Below are 18,992 nucleotides of genomic sequence, written 5' to 3'. Positions count from 1 at the left end.
CCTCCTCACATGCTTTACTGCACTCATGCTAACACAATGCAACTTAAAGAAAAGCGCTTAAAAAGAGGTTATTTTTACGTCTTTGTTCTCGCTTCCAAAGCTTTAGAAAGTGAGAGCATATCGACATTTTCAAGATGTACGCCTGTGGGCACACCCTGAGCAATTTTCGTAAAATGCAACGCATAAGCTTTGAGTCTATCCTCTACAAATAAAATCAATGCATCGGTTGATAACGAAGGGGTTAGCGCAAAGATAACCTCTTGTACGCCCTCTTTGATTCTGTTCTCTAAGCGTTCAAGAATCTCCTCATCCAAAGAAGCCAATACAAAATAGTTTCCATCAAAGAGTTTATGCTCTTCTAAAATAAAAATATCTTTGGCACTCTCCACGACACACAGCTTCGCATGATCGCGTCTTTCATCCACACAAATATCACACAGTTCATGCTCACTCAGCGCTCCACAGCGTTCGCATTTACGAATACTCTTAATCGCACTCTCAATCGTATGAGAGAGTTTCATCGCCAAAGAAGTATCGTTTAGCACCAAATGATAGGCAAAACGAAGGGCGGATTTTCTCCCAACCGTAGGGAGCTTTTCAAACGCCTCTACTAGTTTATTAAACTTCTCAAGCCCTCGCATCATGCGCTCTTTCCTTCTGAAAAATCAACACTAAATTCATGATATCCCTCAACATACGCATACGCTAAACGCAATCCATGCAACGCCATAATATTTGAAACAATGTAAAGTCCAAGCCCTAATCCACTACCACACGCCTTAGAGCCTGAAACAAAAGGCTGTAAATACTCCTCTATCGCCATGGACAAAGGCTCTCCTTGATTGGCAATAATGACGTTTTGCCCCTTTTGTTTGATAAAAACTTTTTTCGTAAAACTATGCTTCAATGCATTGTCCATCAAATTCTTAATCGCCAATGCCATCAAATCAAAGTCCACGGCAACCATAAAATCAAAATCACCTTCAAGGCAAATCTGTTCCTCTTTTTTCTTCTCATCGAGCATCAACAAATCAATCGCCTGTTCAATGATAGGAATCATCGTGTACTCTTTTACATGTAAGTCATACTGTTTGGTACTTAACTGCTCTACTTTGGAAAATTCGCCAATCAATAAATCCAAACGGCTAAAGACATTTACCAACCGTTTTTTCGCCGTTTCATCCTCTAGCATTTCAGAGACAATACGCCCTTTGCCAATCGGCGTTTTTAGTTCATGCATTAATGTGCGTAAAAAGAGTTGTCTGGATTGAATCAAATCGCGTATCTTTTTGACCGCCTTGTCAAACTCATTTGCCACTTCACCGATTTCATCACTCGAATCACTTTTACATGTAATCTCCAAATCCCCACCCGCAAATTTACGAATCTGCGCACTGAGCGTTCGCAGTGGCGAAATGCTCTTATAAATTGAAATATACATGTAAACCAAAATCAACAAAGCAATGACAAAAACAACCCATAAACTTTCATTGAAACTTTTATGTTCTTGACTCTCCAAAAGCACACTCGATTCAAAATTGTCGATAAAGAGATAGTAATGATCATTGTACACAATAGAAGAAAATCGACTAATAGGAGAGAGCTTTTGAAAAATCACCACCCCTCGCTCCAATACAGAATCCCTAAGGTGTTTACTGGAGACTTTTTTCAATCCAAAGTTATTAAAATACTCTTCAATATCGGAAGGTTGAACATTGTTTCGATACATCACTAAGAGGTAGTTGACCGATTGGAGTTGGCGTTGTTTCATGTTTTCCATATTACGCTCCCCTTGATGCTCTAGCAAAAGCGCAAAAAACATCACCAATAAACATAAAGAGAGCCCGAAAATAGCGCTAATTTTATTTAAAATAGAATTTCGTATCATCCAACCAGCTTATACCCAATACCTCGAACCGAATGAATATGCTCTGGATTTTTCGAGTCATCCCCTATTTTCGCACGCAAGCGACCAATAATCACATCCAAACTCTTCGAGCCTTTATCTTTCAACGATTTGCAGTTATACACCAACTGCTCCCTTGAAATCGAAAAACCATTTTGACGAATCATGTAAGAGAGAATCTCATACTCCGCAGGTGTTAAACTTAACACTTCGCCTTTAAAAGAGATTTCATGGCGCTTTTCATCCACCACAAAGGCACTGGCGTGGTGCGCCTCCTCTGAGGCAGAACTTTTTTTATAGCGGCGAATCAAACTTTGAATCCTTGCGTACATCTCTTTGGGATCGTAAGGCTTTGGCAAATAATCATCCGCACCCATCTGAAGCCCAATCACTTTATCGCTAATATCGCTTCGTGCGGAGGAGATAATAATAGGAATATCGTACTTAGCAACAACCTCTTTACAGACTTCAAGCCCATCCATCCCTGGAAGGGTTAAATCCAAAATCAGCAAATCATACTTTTTAATGCCCGCACTGAGTCCCAAATAAGGGTCAGGATAATTGGTAATTTTAATATTATACTTCGCAAGGTATTCGCTCAAAATTTCAGCAAACTCTTCATCATCTTCAATCATCAAAACATTAATCATCACGGAGACCTTTTGTGAGGGTTTTTAGAATTATACAGAATTTAGGAGCTTTTAAAAAGAAGACCTCCGAAGAGGTCTTAAAGAAGAGGAGGTGAAGATTATTGTGCTTGAGGCGCTGGTTTTCCCATAGGACGCATTGGACGCTCATTCATCACTTTTTTAAGCTCTAAGCGTTGCTCTTTGGTTAAGACATTAAAGACTTTTTCCATATGGTCAGCTTGAAGAGCTAGCATTTTCTCATGCATTTCATTGTGCATTTTAACAAACGCTTTTTTATCAAAGCTCTCCGCACTCATCAAATCTTGCATTTTGGTGCGCATTTTAGGGTCACGTAACTTCGTCATCTCCAGTCTCATCTCACTGCGTAAAATCGCAAGTTTGTGGCGTTGGTCATCACTGAGATTGAGTTGGTCTAACATCATCAGTGGCATACCCATCATACCACCACCTTTTCCACCATGCTGCATTCCACGCTCGGCGTTCATTCCCATTCCATTACCTTGCATCGGTTGGCATCCACCACCAAACGCAAACGCACTGCTCGTTCCAAGTGCAACCAACGTTGCGAGGGTTAAAATTGTCTTTTTCATTTTTGACTCCTTTAAAAGTTTGATAGTGAAATCTTACAAGAGGGCTATTAACCACCTTTTAACGCTTTGTTAATCAACCTTAACAACCAAAATTTAAACTACATTTTGGTAAAATTCACCTCTTCAAAATCTTACATGTAAAAGAGAAAGCAGTGGAATTAGATTATTACGAAGTACTGGAAATTACAAGATCTGCCGATTCTGGCGAGATCAAAAAAGCCTATCGAAAATTAGCGCTGCAATATCATCCTGATCGCAATCAAGGCGACAAAGAGGCCGAAGAAAAATTTAAAGCTATCAATGAAGCCTACCAAGTTTTAAGCGATGAACAAAAACGAGCAACCTATGATCGATACGGCAAAGCAGGACTAGATTCTCAAGGATTTAGCCACTTCTCCGATATGCGCTATGAAGACATTATGGGAGATTTGGGTTCCATTTTTGAATCTGTCTTTGGTGGTGGTTTTGGCGGTGGTTTTGGAAGTAGCAATGGCAAACAGAACCGAAAATATAATCTTGACTTAGAAGCAGATGTCACCCTAGCCTTTAATGAAGCCATTTTTGGCACGAAAAAAGAGGTGAGCTTCTCGTATAAAAAACCATGCGATACCTGCGATGGTACAGGAAGTAAAGACAAATCCAAAGGCACTTGCCCTGAATGTAAAGGCAAAGGACAAGTCTTTTACCGTCAAGGATTTATGACCTTTTCACAACCCTGCCCTGCTTGTCAAGGCAAAGGAAGTGTCATCACCAATCCGTGTTCAGATTGTAAAGGCAAAGGGTTTAACAGCGTTGAAGATAAAGTCACTATTGATATTCCAGAGGGCATTGACAACAACAATCGCATTCGTGTTGCAGGGCGAGGAAATATTGATGAGCGTGGGAGCAGGGGTGATTTATACATTTTAGTCCATGTCAAAGAAGATGAGCATTTTGTACGTCACAATGACGATATCTACATTGAAGTGCCTGTTTTCTTTACACAAGTAGCCCTTGGAGAGAAGATTAAAATTCCAACGATTCGTGGAGAAATTGAGTTTGAAATTCCTTTGGGAGCCAAAGATAAACAACAATTTATCTTCAAAAAAGAGGGTGTTAAAAACGTTCATAACCACCAATTAGGAAGCATGATAGCGCAAATCTCCATTCGTTATCCCAAAAAACTCACGAAAGAACAAAAAGAGTTGCTGGAAAAATTGCAAGAAGAGTTTGGCATCGAAAGCAAACATAAAGATGAAAAATTTGAGAGTGTCTTTGACAAAATCAAAAGTTGGTTTGATTAAAACCTTTATGTATGAGAGCCAAACCCTCTCATACACGCTTCACGTCAACCCTCGGCTCAAGCACCTCTATATTCAGGTTCATCCTGAAAAAGGGGTCATTGTCAAGTCCCCCTCTCCCTCCTTACTCTACATTGAAAAAGTTTTAAGCGAGAAAGCCTCATGGATTTTCACAAAAATGAACGCAAGCAAAGGGCGAATACTCCTCAAACAGCTCTTTGAAGAGGAAGGAAAAATCCTCTATTTGGGCGAGCCTATTTTGTTACATGTAAGCCAAACACCCCAAAGTTTTTACACTGAAAAAACAATTCCATTGGTAATGCGTTTGGTCGAAGAGTGGAGCTTTATTATGGGGGTGAAGCCTACTAAAATCAGCTTTCGCAGGGCAAAAAAACGATGGGGAAGTTGCTCCTATAAAAATGAGCTAAGCTTTAACCTCACACTCGCCCAACTCCCTTTAGAGTGCATCACCTACATTGTGATTCATGAACTTTCCCACATCACGCATAAGCACCATCAAAAAGCATTTTGGGAATGCGTAGAGAGTTTTATGCCTGAGTATAAACGCTGTGAAAAAATTCTAAAAAATCACTCTCCATCTTTCTCATAAAATAACAAAATAGAAACTTTTTTATAATTTAATAATATTATTCATTTGTATTCGATAACATTCTTCATTTTATTCAATGAAGGAGTTCTATGAAAAGAAGTTTAATGGTTGCATCGTTTTTGATGCTTAGTGTATCTGCTAGTTTTGCAGATAGTAATGCATGGTTTGTAGGCGGTGAATTTGGTGGTATGAGTATTCATGGAAAAAGCACAGCATCTGCGGACATTCATATTTCTAATGGAGACACCGTTCTTGGAGGTTCAACATCAGATACATTCAACACAACGTACGAAGCCATAAAAATTGGTACCTATTTTGACTATGGAAGAATCTACGGAAGTGTTGCCTATCAAAATGAAACAGAGACGATGACATCATACACCTATGGTCTTGGCTATGACTACCTCTTTAGAAACAAATCAAATTTCACACCTTTTATCGGTGTAAACGCCTCTTACACTGTCGCAGACATTGATGATGATCTTGCTAAAGAGCTCTCACTTGATAAACCAAAAGGATTCAATTATGGTGCAGAAGCTGGTGTTCTCTACGCTTTAACAAAAAATATGGAACTTGAAGTAGGTGTTCGCTATATGATCAGTGATATAGACGATACATCCACATTTGATGAGAGTGGCACAAACGTTGATCTGAAAATGGAAAATGATCGCATCGTTCAGTATTATCTCGGATTAAATTATAAATTTTAACTTCTAAGAAGGCTTTTAGGAGCCTTCTTTAAAAAAACAAAATCCTAAAACCAATCGCAACCAACACCACACCACCAAACACTTCTGCTTTGCCTTCAAACCATGTACCTGTCAATTTGCCAACATAAACACCTATACTGCTAATAACTGCGGTCATCACGCCAATACAAAGACACGCCAACAAAGGATTGAAATCCAAAAGGGTTAAACTAAATCCCGCTGCCATCGCATCAATACTTGTTGCAATCGCAAGGGTGAGCATCAGTTTATTGGTAATCTTAGCGATCTCCTCTTCAAGACTCTCATTGACACCCTCATAAATCATCTTAGCCCCAATGAGAAGCAATAAACCAAAAGCAATATAATGTGCATATGCACTAACAAATCCAATCAATCCATATCCGCCCGCATAACCAACCAAAGGCATCATCGCTTGAAATATTCCAAAAAACAACCCCGCCTTTAAGGCGAGAAGAGCATGAGAATTGACCTCTTTAGAGCCTAATCCTATGGAAACGGCAAAAGCATCCATACTCAACGCAAACCCTAGTAACACGACTTCGATCACTTCAACTCTCCCCAATTCTTACCCATCGCAATCGAAACTTTCAATGGAATACGAAGTGCATAAATCTCTTCCATCACTTTTTGAGCCTCTAAAGCGAAACTTTGAGCTTGACTCTCCACCACTTCAAAAATAAGCTCATCGTGAATTTGAAGCAAAAGTTTTGCCTCATCATGAATGAGGGTCGCCATGATTTTATTCATTGAAAGCTTAATAAGGTCTGCGGCACTGCCTTGAAAAACGGTATTGACCGCTTCACGTAAATAGCCTGCATACTGCATCGCATTGGCGTGTTCAAAATCAAAAAAGCGTTTACGTCCCAACAAGGTTTCAACATATCCTGTTGTTTTTGCCTGTTCTGCAACTTCCATGACATACGCTTTAATCGTTGGAAACGTCGCAAAATAACTCTCAATATACCGCTTTGCCTCCGCCATGGAAATCCCCAACGTCTCCGATAAACGCTTCGGTCCCATCCCATATAAAAGCCCAAAGTTAATACTTTTTGCCACACTACGTTTGGAAGCCGCTTCTTGCTCACCAAAGAGTTTTAATGCGGTTTCATAGTGAATATCTTTTCCATCTCTAAACGCTTTAACCATCGCTTCATCATTGCTAAAATGTGCCAAAAGCCTCAGCTCAATCTGCGAATAATCAATACCTATCAGCACACATCCCTCTTTAGCCACAAAACCACCTCTTACCTCTCTACCTAAAGCGGTTTTGACAGGAATGTTTTGCAAATTTGGGTCTTTTGATGAAAGTCTTCCGGTGGAGGTTCCTGTCTGGATAAAGGAGGTGTGTACTCGACCCAAAGGAGACTCTTTGGAGAGTTTTAAAAGGGGTTCAATGTAGGTAGAACGTAATTTATAAAGCTCTCGATACTCCAAAATCTTTGCGATGGAGGGATGTTTATCTAAAAGTTCATTGAGCACGTTCTCATCCGTGCTATAACCTGTCTTCGTCTTTTTAACAGGCGGAAGCCCTAGCTGTTCAAAAAGCACTGTGCCTAATTGCTGGGTTGAGTTCAGATTGAACTGTGCATCACACAAGGTAAAAATCTCATGTTTTAAAGCGTCTATCGCTCCATCAGTGCGTTTTAAAAGCGCTTCAAAATAAGCTCCATCTATCTTAATGCCCTCTTTTTCCATCCGCATCAACGTCAGGATAAACGGAAACTCTACCTCTTTGGCAATTTCTAAGAGACGAGGTTCTAACATATCATGCAATTTGTTGTAAAGTTTGAGTGTCATCCACGCATCTTCACTCGCATATTCACACGCTTTATCCAAAGGAACATGGCTAAAGTTCTCATTTTTACTGACAACATCTTTGAACTTGACCATGTCATGATTAAAAAAGCGTTTTGCCAAAGTATCAAGCCCCACGTTACTCTCAGGATTTAAAAGCCACGCCATTAGCATCGTATCGGCATAAGAAGAAGAGAGACGTAAGCCAAAATTATTCTCAATGACCGCCAAATCGTATTTGAGATTTTGCCCAACAATCTTATGCTTAAAAAGCTTTTTCAACGCCTCTTTAGCCTCTTCCATCCCAATCTGCTCTCCAACACCTAAGTAGTGATGGGCAAGAGGCACATAATACGCTTCGTGCTCATTCAAAGCAAACGAAAAACCAACAATTTTGGCATTGTACGCATCAAGGGCATTGGTCTCAGTATCAAACGCAACCCAACTCCCCTCTTCAATCCCCTCAATCACATTGAAAAGGATTTTGGCATCATCCACCAAAATCGCCCTAAAAGTGTTGCTAGGCGCTTCTTTTATCTTTACATGTAAAGCCTCATTGCGTACACGGGAGAGCATGTGACGCAGTTCATACTTCTCTAATTCATCGGCAATATTCACCAGAGGGTTGTCGCACGGAAAATAGAACGCTTCAAAAGTATCGGCGATATTGAGGCTATCATCCAAACGTACCAACTGTTTGCTTAAAAACGCACTCTCTCTGCCCTCTTCTAACATACTTTTTGAACGAGGGTTTGCAATACGTTCTAAATTTGCGTAGATATTTTCAACACTCCCAAAATCATCCAGCAGTTTTTTTGCTCCCTTAGGTCCAATGCCTTTAACCCCTGGAATGTTATCCGCAGTATCGCCCACCAAAGAGAGATACTCATTGATTTTATCAGGATAGACGCCAAATTTTTCAAAACACTTTTCGCTATCAATTTCTATTTTTTTCATCGGATCGTAAATGACCACACGTCCATCATCGATCAGCTGATACAAATCTTTATCGTGGGTCACAATACGCACTTTAATCCCATGTCTTTTCGCAAATTTAACCGCTGAAGCGATAACGTCATCCGCCTCAAATCCCTCTTCGCTGTAACACTTAAAGCCCATTTTTTCAATCCACGAAATCGCAACGGGCAACTGCTTTTTCAACTCTTCAGGCGCTTCGGGACGATTGGCTTTATAATTTGGGTCTAGCTCATGGCGAAAATTTTTTCCTTTGCTATCAAGCGCAAACATCACATAATCAGTGTCATGTTCATTTTTAATCGCATAAATAAAATTGGCAAAACCTGTTAGCAAACCTGTGGGAAACCCTTGGGAATTGCGTAACTGCGGGAGGGCATAGTAGTTCCTAAAAAAGAAACCAAAAGTATCAATAATCGTTAATGTTTTCACGCAACACCTTTTTACATGTAAAGAGTTTAGAAAGAAGATTTAAGCTGTGCAATCGCATCTAAAAAGGGTGAGGTATCCATCTGCGCTTTTTCTATTAAATTAAGCGCAACATTGATGCTTCGCTCACTCAAAGGCGCATTCAGAGGAATCGCCGTTTTGACAATTTTAAGCGCAAGGGCGTAGGATTGAATCTCCTCGTGTGCCTCTGTCCACGAATCAGAGTACAAGATAGCCTCAACCATCTTGGTATCAAATTTCCAATGTTTAAAAATAAGCGCCGTCACTTCACTGCTACTCATCCCCACAAACATCTTCTCCACATCTGCGATATTTACGCATGTCTCAATTTCAGAACGAAACGAATAGGTTTCATCGTTTTTCATTACCTCATCAGCAATTAAAATTTTCCCTGTTTCTTGAAGCAGAGCGGCTAAAAAAAGCATATCTATCTTTGAGGTGTCCACTTTACCATACCAACGCAGCATCAAAGCACTTTGCATCCCTGAAATCATCGCAAACTCCTCAGGCGTGATACCATAAGGTGCCATATCCACCTGCAAAAGTTTTTTAATAGACATATCCGTCACCAACGAACGTGTCGTGGACATCCCAAAAAGCCCCACCGCTTGAATAATGGTTTTAATCTCTCGTCTAAATCCATACAAAGGAGAATTCGCAATCTTTAAGAGATTAGCAACCAACATGGGGTCTTTCTCGATAACATGCGCTAAATCGTTAATACCACTTTGAGGGTCTTGGCACACTTTTGTCATCTCATGAAAACTTTTAGGAAGGGGAGGTAACGCTTTGATACGTTCAGCAATCGCTTCTAACATAGCATCTCTCTTTAGTCATATATTTAAAGAGATTATAACGAGGTTTTATTAAAAACCTAATAGACTTCTTACCAAATTCATTTTGTAAGAAGAAAAAGCACCAAGGGTGCGTGGGCTTTCTGCCTAAGAAAACCCAGTGTTAACGTAGCCTTTTCACAGAAACTGCGTTTTGAGCTTTGCTTTAAAGGCGTGTTAAGAATTCTATAAGAACGCTAATAGACTTCTTACAAAATTCATTTCGTAAGAAAAAAAGCACCAAGGGTGCGTGGGCTTTCTGCCTAAGAAAACCCAGTGTTAACGTAGCCTTTAGAGCTTTGCTTTAAAGGCGTGTTAAGAATTCTAATAAGAGAAGTTCTTATTAGCTTCTCCTTTTACTTATCCAGGAATACCATCTTCAATGCTCTCTGGATGGTCTAACGCATATCGAAATTTATCCATATCAATCTGCTTATCCCATGCACCAACAACAACAGCAGCAACGGCGTTACCACACAAGTTACCCACGGCTCGCATTTCACTCATAAATTTATCCACGCCCAAAAGTACAGCCACCGTTACCACAGGAATAACATCCCCCATCGCAGATAATGTACCCGCTAGAACGATAAATCCAGACCCTGTGACACCCACCGCACCTTTTGAAGCAACCATCAAAATAAAAATAATCGAAAGTTCGTGTGAAAGTGTTAAAGGAATATTGAATGCTTGAGCCAAAAAGATAATGGAAAGAGAAAGGTAAATATTGGTACAGTCAAGATTGAACGAATACCCTGTTGGAATAACAAGTCCTGTTGTACCACGACTCACACCTGCCGCTTCCAAACGTCTCATCAATGGCGCAAGAGCTGACTCGCTTGAAGAGGTTGCAAAGACAATCAAGACTTCTTTGGCAATAAAACGCATAAATTTAAAAACGTTGATTTTATAAAACCATAAGATAATACCCAACACCCCAAATAAAAACGCAACAACGGAGAGAAACATCACGCCAAGGAGACTTGCCATACCTACCAAAGACGCAATACCAAATTTTCCAATCAAAAACGCCATCGCACTAAATGAAGCAATAGGACTGAGCCACATCACAACCATTAAAATTTTAAAAAAGAACTCTTGTGCTTTTTCCAGAGGTTTTAAAATCGCCTCTTTGTATTGATTTCCAAATGCCGCAATCAAAACAGCGATGGTCAATGCCATCACTAAAACCTGAAGCGTATTGCCATGAATAAAAGGAGAGATAGGATCATGCGGAATCGCACCTTTTAAGATAGACCAGACAGAACCAGCTTCTTGCGTTTTGTGGGTAAAACTCTCCACACTGCTTGCATCCAAAGACTCCACGGAGAGATTCATTCCTCTACCTGGTCCCATTAAATTACCAAATAAAACACCAATGGCTAGAGCAAACGTACTGACCACTTCAAAATAGATAAACGCTTTAAGTCCAATACTTCCAACCTCTTTAAGGCTTTCAAGCCCCACAATACCCGAAATAATGGTTAAGAAAATAATCGGTCCTACCAGCCATTTTAATGCTTGAATAAACCAATCAATACCAGGCTTTGCCTTAATTGCCAAAGCAGGATCAACGATACCAAAAGCAACCCCCGCAATAATCGCAACCACAACCCAAAACGCTAAACTTTTAATCGTATAGTGCGTCCAATTTCTTTTTGCTACTTTGTTTTCACTCACAGTTTCCACGTATCATGCCTTTCTTGCTTTTAAAGTAGTCAATAGTCAGAAATGGTGTTTTTTACATCTCAAAAGCAGTAAAAAAAGTTTTAGTGAATATTGATAAAAAGCTCTATGTAGTTTATAAACTTTTTAAAGTCTGCATTGATTATTACACACGTAAGGGGATTTTAATGAGATTTTTTTTGAAAAAAGAAGAAAGTTTGGAAAAATAAAAAAGGGTTAGGGAAGAATTTTCCCACTAACCCCTTCACGAATTAACCAGGGATGGTATCTTCAACGCTTTCTGGATGGTCTAAGGCATATTTGAATTTTTCCATATCAATCTGCTTATCCCATGCACCAACGACAACAGCGGCAACTGCGTTACCACACAAGTTACCCACGGCTCTCATCTCGCTCATAAATTTATCCACACCCAAAAGCACAGCCACTGTCACCACAGGAATCGATCCACCCATAGCAGATAAAGTTCCTGCAAGGACAATAAAACCAGACCCTGTGACACCTACCGCACCTTTTGAGGTTACCATTAAAATAAAGATAATAGACAACTCTTCTGCGAGTGTTAAAGGAATGTTAAACGCCTGAGAAATAAAAATAATTGAAAGAGAAAGATAGATATTCGTACAGTCAAGATTGAATGAATACCCTGTTGGAATAACCAAGCCTGTTGTACCACGACTCACACCCGCCGCTTCCAAACGACGCATCAATGGCGCAAGAGCTGACTCGCTTGAAGAGGTTGCAAAAACAATCAAGACTTCTTTGGCAATAAAACGCATAAATTTAAAGATATTGATTTTGAAGATTGCCATGATGATACCAAGTACACCAAAAACAAATGCGAGAACAGAAACAAACATAACGCCCAATAAACTTGCCATATTAATCAAGGAAGCAATACCAAATTTACCAATCAAAAATGCCATCGCACTAAAACTAGCAATAGGGCTTAACCACATTAAAACCGTTAAGATTTTGAAGAAAAAGTTTTGAGCAATCTCAAGAGGTTTCAAAATGGTTGCTTTATATTTTCCACCAAAAGCGGAGATTAAGATAGCCAATGTCAAGGCCATTGTAAGGACTTGAAGGGTATTACCACTAATAAAAGGGCTAATCGGATCGTGAGGAATGGCGCCTTTTAAAATTGACCAAACAGAACCCACATCTTGATTGACGTTGGTAAACTTTGAAACACTGCTTGCATCCAAAGACTCAACAGAAAGGTTCATCCCATTTCCAGGTCCCATCAAATTACCAAATAAAACACCAATCGCTAAGGCAAATGTACTGACCACTTCAAAATAGATAAACGCTTTAAAGCCAATCGTTCCAACCTCTTTAAGGCTTTCAAGCCCCACGATACCCGAAATGATGGTTAAGAAAATAATCGGTCCAACCAACCATTTTAATGCTTGAATAAACCAATCAATACCAGGTTTTGTAGCGATTGCCATCTTTGGATCATACATACCAAACACAATACCCGCAATAATTGCAAAGACAACCCAAAATGCTAAACTTTTAATCGTATAGCTTTTCCAGTCCTTTTTTTTGATAACGACCTCTTCTTTCAATACTTATCCTTTAAAAATTTTTAGATAAGTTGATTATAAAGAAAAGTTATGTCTATCTTATGTCTCTTTACATGTAAAGCCATTTATAGCTTTTTTTAAGGAAATAGTTGTTACCAAAAGAAACACAAAAGTGCTACTTTTTTTCACTTTCCAATTCTAAAGCTAAAAATTTTCCCGTGTAACTGCCTGATTGAGAAGCCTCTTTTGCCACCTCTAAAGGCGTTCCCATCGCTATAATACGCCCACCATAGCTGCCTCCCTCAGGTCCCATATCAATGAGATAGTCCGCATTTTTGATGACATCCATATTGTGCTCAATAACCAAGACTGAATTGCCCATATCGGTGAGATGATGCAAGACTTTTACTAACCTATCCACATCGGCAAAATGAAGCCCTGTGGTGGGTTCATCTAAAACATAAAGGGTATTGCCGGTATCTTTTTTACTCAGCTCTTTCGCCAGTTTAATACGCTGTGCCTCACCGCCACTGAGTGTCACGGCATTCTGCCCCAAAGTGATGTAGCCCAGTCCAACATCCACCAAGGTTTGTACTTTTTGGTGGATTTTTGGAATCGCTTTAAAAAATTCAAACGCTTCATCCACGCTCATATTTAAAACATCTGAAATGGATTTGCCTTTGTATTTAATCTCTAAGGTTTGGGCATTGTAACGGTGTCCTTTACAGACGTCACACTTCACCATAATATCAGGTAAAAAGTGCATTTCTATTTTTATCTCACCATCTCCTTGACACTTCTCACAGCGTCCGCCTTTCACGTTAAACGAGAAACGCCCCACGCTATACCCTCGTATTTGCGCCTCTTTTGTTTTGGCAAACAAGGCACGGATTTCATCCATCACGCCTGTATAGGTCGCAGGATTAGAACGAGGGGTTCTGCCAATCGGACTTTGGTCAAGATAAATAACTTTATCGAGTTGCTCAAGTCCTATGCACTCCACCCCTGCTACTTTGTTTACCTTTTTGGCACGGTTAAGATACTCTTTTGCCACAGGAAGCAAAGTTTGAAGAATGAGTGAACTCTTACCACTGCCACTCACACCTGTAATGGCGACTAAATTGCCTAAGGGAATTTTGACATCGAGATTTTGAATGTTATTAATCGTGACATGATTAAGTTCAATCCAACGCTCTTGCGCTCTATTTTCTCGGTAATTAATAATTTTTGTACCATTAAGATACTGTGCCGTTAGGGTAGTGCTTTTTAAAAGCTCCTCTTTGGTTCCCGCAAAAACAATCTCCCCGCCAAACTTTCCAGCCCCAGGTCCAATATCCACAATAAAATCAGCCGTTTGGATGGTCTCTTTGTCATGCTCCACCACAATGACCGAATTGCCTTTTTTTTGCAAATTACGCAAGGTACGAATCAGCTTAAGCGTATCTCTCTCATGCAACCCAATGCTAGGCTCATCCAAAACATACATAACCCCCGTAAGTCCACTGCCAATTTGCGAAGCAATGCGAATACGTTGCGCCTCACCACCACTAATGGTTCTCGCATCCCTTCCCAAGCTAATGTAGCCAAGTCCAACATCAAATAAAAAGAAAAGACGCTCACGTATCTCTTTTAAAATCGGCTCAGAAATCATCTTATGTTGCGCTTTCATGTAGGCAAAGTTCTCATCGTTTTTGAAAAATTCTAAACATTTATCTATGGGCATTTCTAAGATGTCGGCGATGTTTTTTCCCGCCACTTTTACGGCTAAACTCTCCGCTTTTAAACGGTATCCACCACAGGTATCACAGATTTTTTCACTCATATACTCGCCCAACTCTTTTTCATCTTTCAGCATGTCATAAGCGATTTTAATAACCCCTTCCCATTTGCGTACGAGTTTATGTTTTTTCCAAAAGAAAGTCGCTTCTTCCACCCCGCCATGCAAGATAGCTCTTTGTTGATGCTCTTCAAGCTCTTCATACGGAATACGTGTATTAATACCAGCAGCCTCACAGTAGGCTTCTAAAAATTTGGCGTAAAAGCTTTTATTAAAGCCATAAAAAATCTTGATGGCACCCTCTTGAATGCTCACATTTTCATTGATAATTTTCTTTAAATCAAGCGTATAGCGAATCCCTAAACCATCACACACCCCACACGCCCCTTTAGGGGAGTTAAATGAAAACGAAAGAGGCTCTAAAGGCTCAAAACTAATCTTACAATCAAAACACGCCAAATGTTCACTGTAATGAATGTGTGAGGTAGGAAGTCCTACTTCCTCAGCGTTGGCAATATCTAGTTCCACCTCACCGTAACTCTCCAAAAGCGCTTTTTCGATGTCACTGGCGATGCGCTCAAAATTTTCTTCTCGCACCACCACACGGTCAATGATGACTTTAATCGTATGCTTTTTCGTTTTCGAAAGCTCTATCTCCTCATCCAAACGTACCATCACCCCATCAATTTGCGCTCTGACATACCCTTTGTGGCGCAAAGATTCAATCATATCCGCAAAACTTCCCTTTTTCTCACGCACAAGTGGCGCTAAGATAGAGAGCTTGGTTTCAGGAGGTAACTTTAAAACCTGTTCAATAATATCCGCCACAGACATCTGCGAAATCTCTTTACCACACAAATGACAGTGCTGTTTTCCAACTCTGGCAAACAATAGACGCAAGTAGTCATAAATCTCTGTAATGGTTCCTACCGTTGAGCGAGGATTTTTGCTGGTCGTTTTCTGATCTATCGCAATGGCAGGGGTCAGTCCTTCAATTTTTTCCACATCAGGCTTACCCACCCTGTCCAAAAACTGCCTTGCGTATGAGGAGAGCGACTCAATATAACGGCGTTGTCCTTCTGCATAAAGGGTATCAAACGCTAAAGTACTTTTACCACTTCCGCTAAGTCCTGTAAAAACCACGAGCTTATTTTTAGGAATTTCAAGGTTAATATTTTTAAGATTATTTTCTTTAGCACCGTAAATTTTGATCATAGGATATTCATCTCACTTAAAATTTTATTGAGGGTTAAGACAAACATAACCACATACAAGAATAAAAGCGCTCTTTTTTGCACTTTTTTCTCAACACGATGGGATAATTTTACCCCAAAATAGACTCCTAAAACAGAGCCAATCCCCACAGCCACACCCACGGTATAATCCACATGCCCACTCAGCGCTAGACTGATAAACCCTGAAATAGAGCCAAAAATAATAAAAAAGAGCGTGGTTCCCACCGCCTTTTTAATATCCCAGTGCAAAAAACCCACTAAAAAAGGGGTTAAAAAAATTGCTCCGCCCGTTCCTGTACTAATCGCAATCGCCCCAATAACTATACCAACACCAAAGAGCAAACTTTTTGATTCATTGGGTTCATGCGCTGGAACAATCGGTGCAGAAAAAAACTTGTAAATCGAGAGCGCTAAAATAGACGCAAAGAGGATAAGAAGCGCTAGTGAAGACAAAGCATCTACAATCAAACCGCTAAACCCAGCACCAATTAATGCACCAAATCCTAAATAAATACCGCTATGAAGCTGTAATACACCTGCTTTGTAGTTGTGGTAAGAGCCAAACATGGAGCTAAAAATCATCTGCATGACAGAGATGCCAATCGCCATTTTAATGTCATACCCAAAATAAATCAGTGTAGGCACTAAAATGGTACCGCCTCCAATACCAAAAAAGCCTGAGGAGAAACCTACTAAAAGACCAAAAAAACCAAGCGCAATCACCATCATTTTCACTTTAATTTAAGATACTTGATTCTACTTGAAGCGCTCTTAATAAATGGTTATCTTTACATGTAAAGCGTTTTTACATATAAAAATTTAAAAGACTTCTTGCAAAACTCATTTTGCAAGAAGAAAAAGCACCAAGGGTGCGTGGGCTTTCTGTCGAAGAAAACCCAATGTTAACGTAGCCTTTAGAGCTTTGCTTTAAAGGCGTGTTAAGAGTTTTGCAAGAACTCTTAATTTTATTTTCGAGAGAGTTTATAACCGATGGCAAGGATTCCCAACCAAATCGGAATAAGATAAACGGAGGTACTAATCCCCTCAATAAAAAGCATAATGCCCAAAATCATCACAAAGAAGACTAAACAAAGGATGTTGCCAAAGGGAAACCAAAAGGCTTTAAATTTGGGTTCGATGTGTTTTTTCATCATCGCATAACGAAATTTAAGATGCGCAAAACTAATCATAAACCAGTTCAAAACCAACGCAGAAACCACAAGCGCCATCAAAAATTTAAAGGCATCTTCTGGCATGAAATAGTTTAGAATGACACACGTTCCTGTAATCAGCGCTGAGAAAAGCACGGCATTAACAGGTACACCTTTATCGCTTAGTTTCATCAACTTTTTAGGCGCATTGCCTTGCATCGCTAAACCAAAAAGCATCCGTGAGTTAGAGTAAACCCCGCTGTTATATACCGAAAGCGCCGCGGTTAAAACGATGGCATTAAGAATATGCGCAATGATATTTTGGTCAATCACTTGAAAAACCATCACAAAAGGGGTCACATCTTTGGTCATATTCATCCATGGCATTAATGAGAGCAAAATGGCTAACGCACCAATGTAAAAAATCAAAATACGATAAATGACTTGATTGGTCGCTTGTGGGATCGTATGACTCGGATCATCCGTCTCCGCAGCGGCGATACCAATCAGCTCCAACCCACCAAACGAGAACATAATGAAGACCATCGCCATTAAAAAACCTTGAAGCCCATGTGGAAAAAAACCTCCCTCAAGCGCCCAAAGATTGCTAATTTTTGCACTCTCTCCACCGTTCCCGCTGATAAGCAGATAACTACCAAAAGCTATCATCGCAACAATCGCCACCACTTTAATAATAGAAAACCAAAACTCAAACTCGCCGTAAATACGAACATTCACCAAATTAACCAGATTGACCAGTACAAAGAAAAATGCCGCTGAAGCCCACACAGGAATATTGGGAAGCCAAAAGTGTACAAAGGTACCAATGGCGGTGAGTTCTGCCATCCCCACCAAAACATATAACATCCAATAATTCCACCCTGAAGCAAAACCCGCAAACGGGTGCCAGTATTTGTTCGCAAAGTGGCTAAATGAGCCAGCCACAGGCTCTTCAACAACCATTTCACCCAGTTGTCTCATAATCATAAATGCTATAAAACCACCCAGAGCATACCCTAAAAGTACCGCTGGACCTGTGAGTTGTACGGTGGTTGAAACCCCTAAAAAAAGACCCGTTCCAATCGCTCCACCTAAGGCAATAAGCTGTACATGCCTATTTTGCAAGCCTCTTGAAAGCTTATGTTTGTGCATACCATTCCTTTTAAAAAAGTCAAACCAGTATTGTATCTTTTTTCAAAAACATTTCGGTATGTAAAATTCTTAGCCATAATTTAAAAAAATTGATTTATAATGGCTCCTTAAAGGAGCAAAAAATGAGAGAAGCCGTCATCGAAGCAACCCACGCCTTTTTTGAAACCATTTTATGTGAAGTTCCTCAAAAAATTGAAAGTTTAGGAGAGTATTTTTACGGTTCTGCAATTTCACTGCTTGAAAATGAAGCTGAACACACGTGGTATCTTTTCTTTGAAAAAAAAGTCTTAGATGGGATTGCACTCAATCTTCTTTTTGAGGAAAATCTTTGTGAGGATGATTTGGATGATTTACTTAAAGAGATTGCCAATCAAATCATAGGCTCGGCCAAAGTGCTTTTAGAAGAGAAATATCCCCATAACAATTACCATTTATCTGTCCCTGAATTTATGGGCAATGTTTGCGCTCCCTTTCCCATTCCACTCAGCGATGCGCACCATTTTCAAATCCAAAATAGCACCTTCGTCATTGCACGCTAATCGTTACATGTAAAGAAGTGAAACGTCTTTTTAACAAATATCTATTTTTTAAAAGCCAACTTTTTTTCTTAAGTCACTTCTTTGTCTGCTTTTGTATAATC

General features: G+C 39.8%; 16 protein-coding genes. 4 read left to right on the top strand and 12 right to left on the bottom strand.

The annotated features are described in order from the left end of the window. Window positions 1-74: 74 nt before the first annotated feature. The 4 genes from recR to SDEL_RS02895 all read right to left on the bottom strand — a co-directional run bounded on the left by recR (window position 75) and on the right by SDEL_RS02895 (window position 3,146). On the bottom strand, window positions 75-644 hold the full coding sequence (gene recR, locus SDEL_RS02910) for a recombination mediator RecR (protein ID WP_012856368.1): 570 nt from the start codon (window positions 642-644) through the stop codon (window positions 75-77). Beyond that, the gene (locus tag SDEL_RS02905) at window positions 641-1,888 is read right to left on the bottom strand and encodes an ArsS family sensor histidine kinase (protein ID WP_012856367.1); all 1,248 of its coding nucleotides are present in this window, start codon (window positions 1,886-1,888) and stop codon (window positions 641-643) included. The genes recR and SDEL_RS02905 overlap by 4 nt, the downstream gene beginning before the upstream one ends. Further along, on the bottom strand, window positions 1,885-2,556 hold the full coding sequence (locus tag SDEL_RS02900; RefSeq protein ID WP_012856366.1) for a response regulator transcription factor: 672 nt from the start codon (window positions 2,554-2,556) through the stop codon (window positions 1,885-1,887). Before SDEL_RS02900 ends, SDEL_RS02905 begins: the two co-directional genes overlap by 4 nt. A gap of 98 nt (window positions 2,557-2,654) precedes the next feature. Beyond that, complete coding sequence (locus tag SDEL_RS02895) at window positions 2,655-3,146, bottom strand: Spy/CpxP family protein refolding chaperone (protein ID WP_012856365.1); 492 nt, start codon at window positions 3,144-3,146, stop codon at window positions 2,655-2,657. A gap of 152 nt (window positions 3,147-3,298) precedes the next feature. Between SDEL_RS02895 and dnaJ the strand changes: the two genes are divergently transcribed. The 3 genes from dnaJ (at window position 3,299) to SDEL_RS02880 (ending at window position 5,746) form a co-directional block, all read left to right on the top strand. Further along, complete coding sequence (gene dnaJ, locus SDEL_RS02890; protein ID WP_012856364.1) at window positions 3,299-4,429, top strand: molecular chaperone DnaJ; 1,131 nt, start codon at window positions 3,299-3,301, stop codon at window positions 4,427-4,429. Continuing rightward, complete coding sequence (locus SDEL_RS02885) at window positions 4,395-5,036, top strand: M48 family metallopeptidase (RefSeq protein ID WP_223295858.1); 642 nt, start codon at window positions 4,395-4,397, stop codon at window positions 5,034-5,036. The genes dnaJ and SDEL_RS02885 overlap by 35 nt, the downstream gene beginning before the upstream one ends. Window positions 5,037-5,125: 89 nt before the next feature. Continuing rightward, window positions 5,126-5,746 carry an outer membrane beta-barrel protein gene (locus SDEL_RS02880; RefSeq protein WP_012856362.1) on the top strand — a complete coding sequence of 207 codons (621 nt, stop codon included), beginning with the start codon at window positions 5,126-5,128 and terminating at the stop codon, window positions 5,744-5,746. 28 nt (window positions 5,747-5,774) lie between these two features. Here the strand turns inward: SDEL_RS02880 and SDEL_RS02875 are convergent, their stop codons facing one another. The 8 genes from SDEL_RS02875 to SDEL_RS02840 form a co-directional block, all read right to left on the bottom strand. After that, window positions 5,775-6,314, bottom strand: coding sequence for a manganese efflux pump MntP (locus tag SDEL_RS02875; RefSeq protein WP_012856361.1), 540 nt, complete (start codon window positions 6,312-6,314; stop codon window positions 5,775-5,777). Continuing rightward, window positions 6,311-8,968: a DNA polymerase I gene (gene polA / locus SDEL_RS02870; protein WP_012856360.1), complete on the bottom strand. Its 2,658-nt coding sequence runs from the start codon at window positions 8,966-8,968 to the stop codon at window positions 6,311-6,313. The genes SDEL_RS02875 and polA overlap by 4 nt, the downstream gene beginning before the upstream one ends. Window positions 8,969-8,994: 26 nt before the next feature. Next, on the bottom strand, window positions 8,995-9,804 hold the full coding sequence (locus SDEL_RS02865) for an HDOD domain-containing protein (RefSeq protein WP_012856359.1): 810 nt from the start codon (window positions 9,802-9,804) through the stop codon (window positions 8,995-8,997). A gap of 375 nt (window positions 9,805-10,179) precedes the next feature. Continuing rightward, window positions 10,180-11,499 carry a cation:dicarboxylate symporter family transporter gene (locus SDEL_RS02860; RefSeq protein WP_041666429.1) on the bottom strand — a complete coding sequence of 440 codons (1,320 nt, stop codon included), beginning with the start codon at window positions 11,497-11,499 and terminating at the stop codon, window positions 10,180-10,182. A gap of 257 nt (window positions 11,500-11,756) precedes the next feature. Then, window positions 11,757-13,079, bottom strand: a complete 1,323-nt coding sequence (locus tag SDEL_RS02855) for a cation:dicarboxylate symporter family transporter (protein ID WP_012856357.1) — start codon at window positions 13,077-13,079, stop codon at window positions 11,757-11,759. A 133-nt stretch (window positions 13,080-13,212) separates the two neighbouring features. After that, window positions 13,213-16,029 carry an excinuclease ABC subunit UvrA gene (gene uvrA / locus SDEL_RS02850; RefSeq protein ID WP_012856356.1) on the bottom strand — a complete coding sequence of 939 codons (2,817 nt, stop codon included), beginning with the start codon at window positions 16,027-16,029 and terminating at the stop codon, window positions 13,213-13,215. After that, a complete protein-coding gene (locus SDEL_RS02845; RefSeq protein ID WP_012856355.1) occupies window positions 16,026-16,778 on the bottom strand; it encodes a sulfite exporter TauE/SafE family protein in 753 nt (250 codons plus the stop codon). The genes uvrA and SDEL_RS02845 overlap by 4 nt, the downstream gene beginning before the upstream one ends. Before the next feature lie 236 nt (window positions 16,779-17,014). Beyond that, entirely contained in the window at window positions 17,015-18,352 is a 1,338-nt protein-coding gene (locus tag SDEL_RS02840; protein ID WP_012856354.1) for an amino acid permease, read from the bottom strand. Between the two features lie 122 nt (window positions 18,353-18,474). Here SDEL_RS02840 and SDEL_RS02835 point away from each other — a divergent pair, with 122 nt between their 5' ends. Continuing rightward, window positions 18,475-18,891: a chemotaxis protein CheX gene (locus SDEL_RS02835; protein ID WP_012856353.1), complete on the top strand. Its 417-nt coding sequence runs from the start codon at window positions 18,475-18,477 to the stop codon at window positions 18,889-18,891. Window positions 18,892-18,992: the final 101 nt, after the last annotated feature.

The organism is Sulfurospirillum deleyianum DSM 6946 (assembly GCF_000024885.1).
GTDB classification, from domain to species: domain Bacteria; phylum Campylobacterota; class Campylobacteria; order Campylobacterales; family Sulfurospirillaceae; genus Sulfurospirillum; species Sulfurospirillum deleyianum.
Note: the sequence above shows the minus strand (reverse complement) of the source record. Positions and strands in the feature narration are given on the sequence as shown.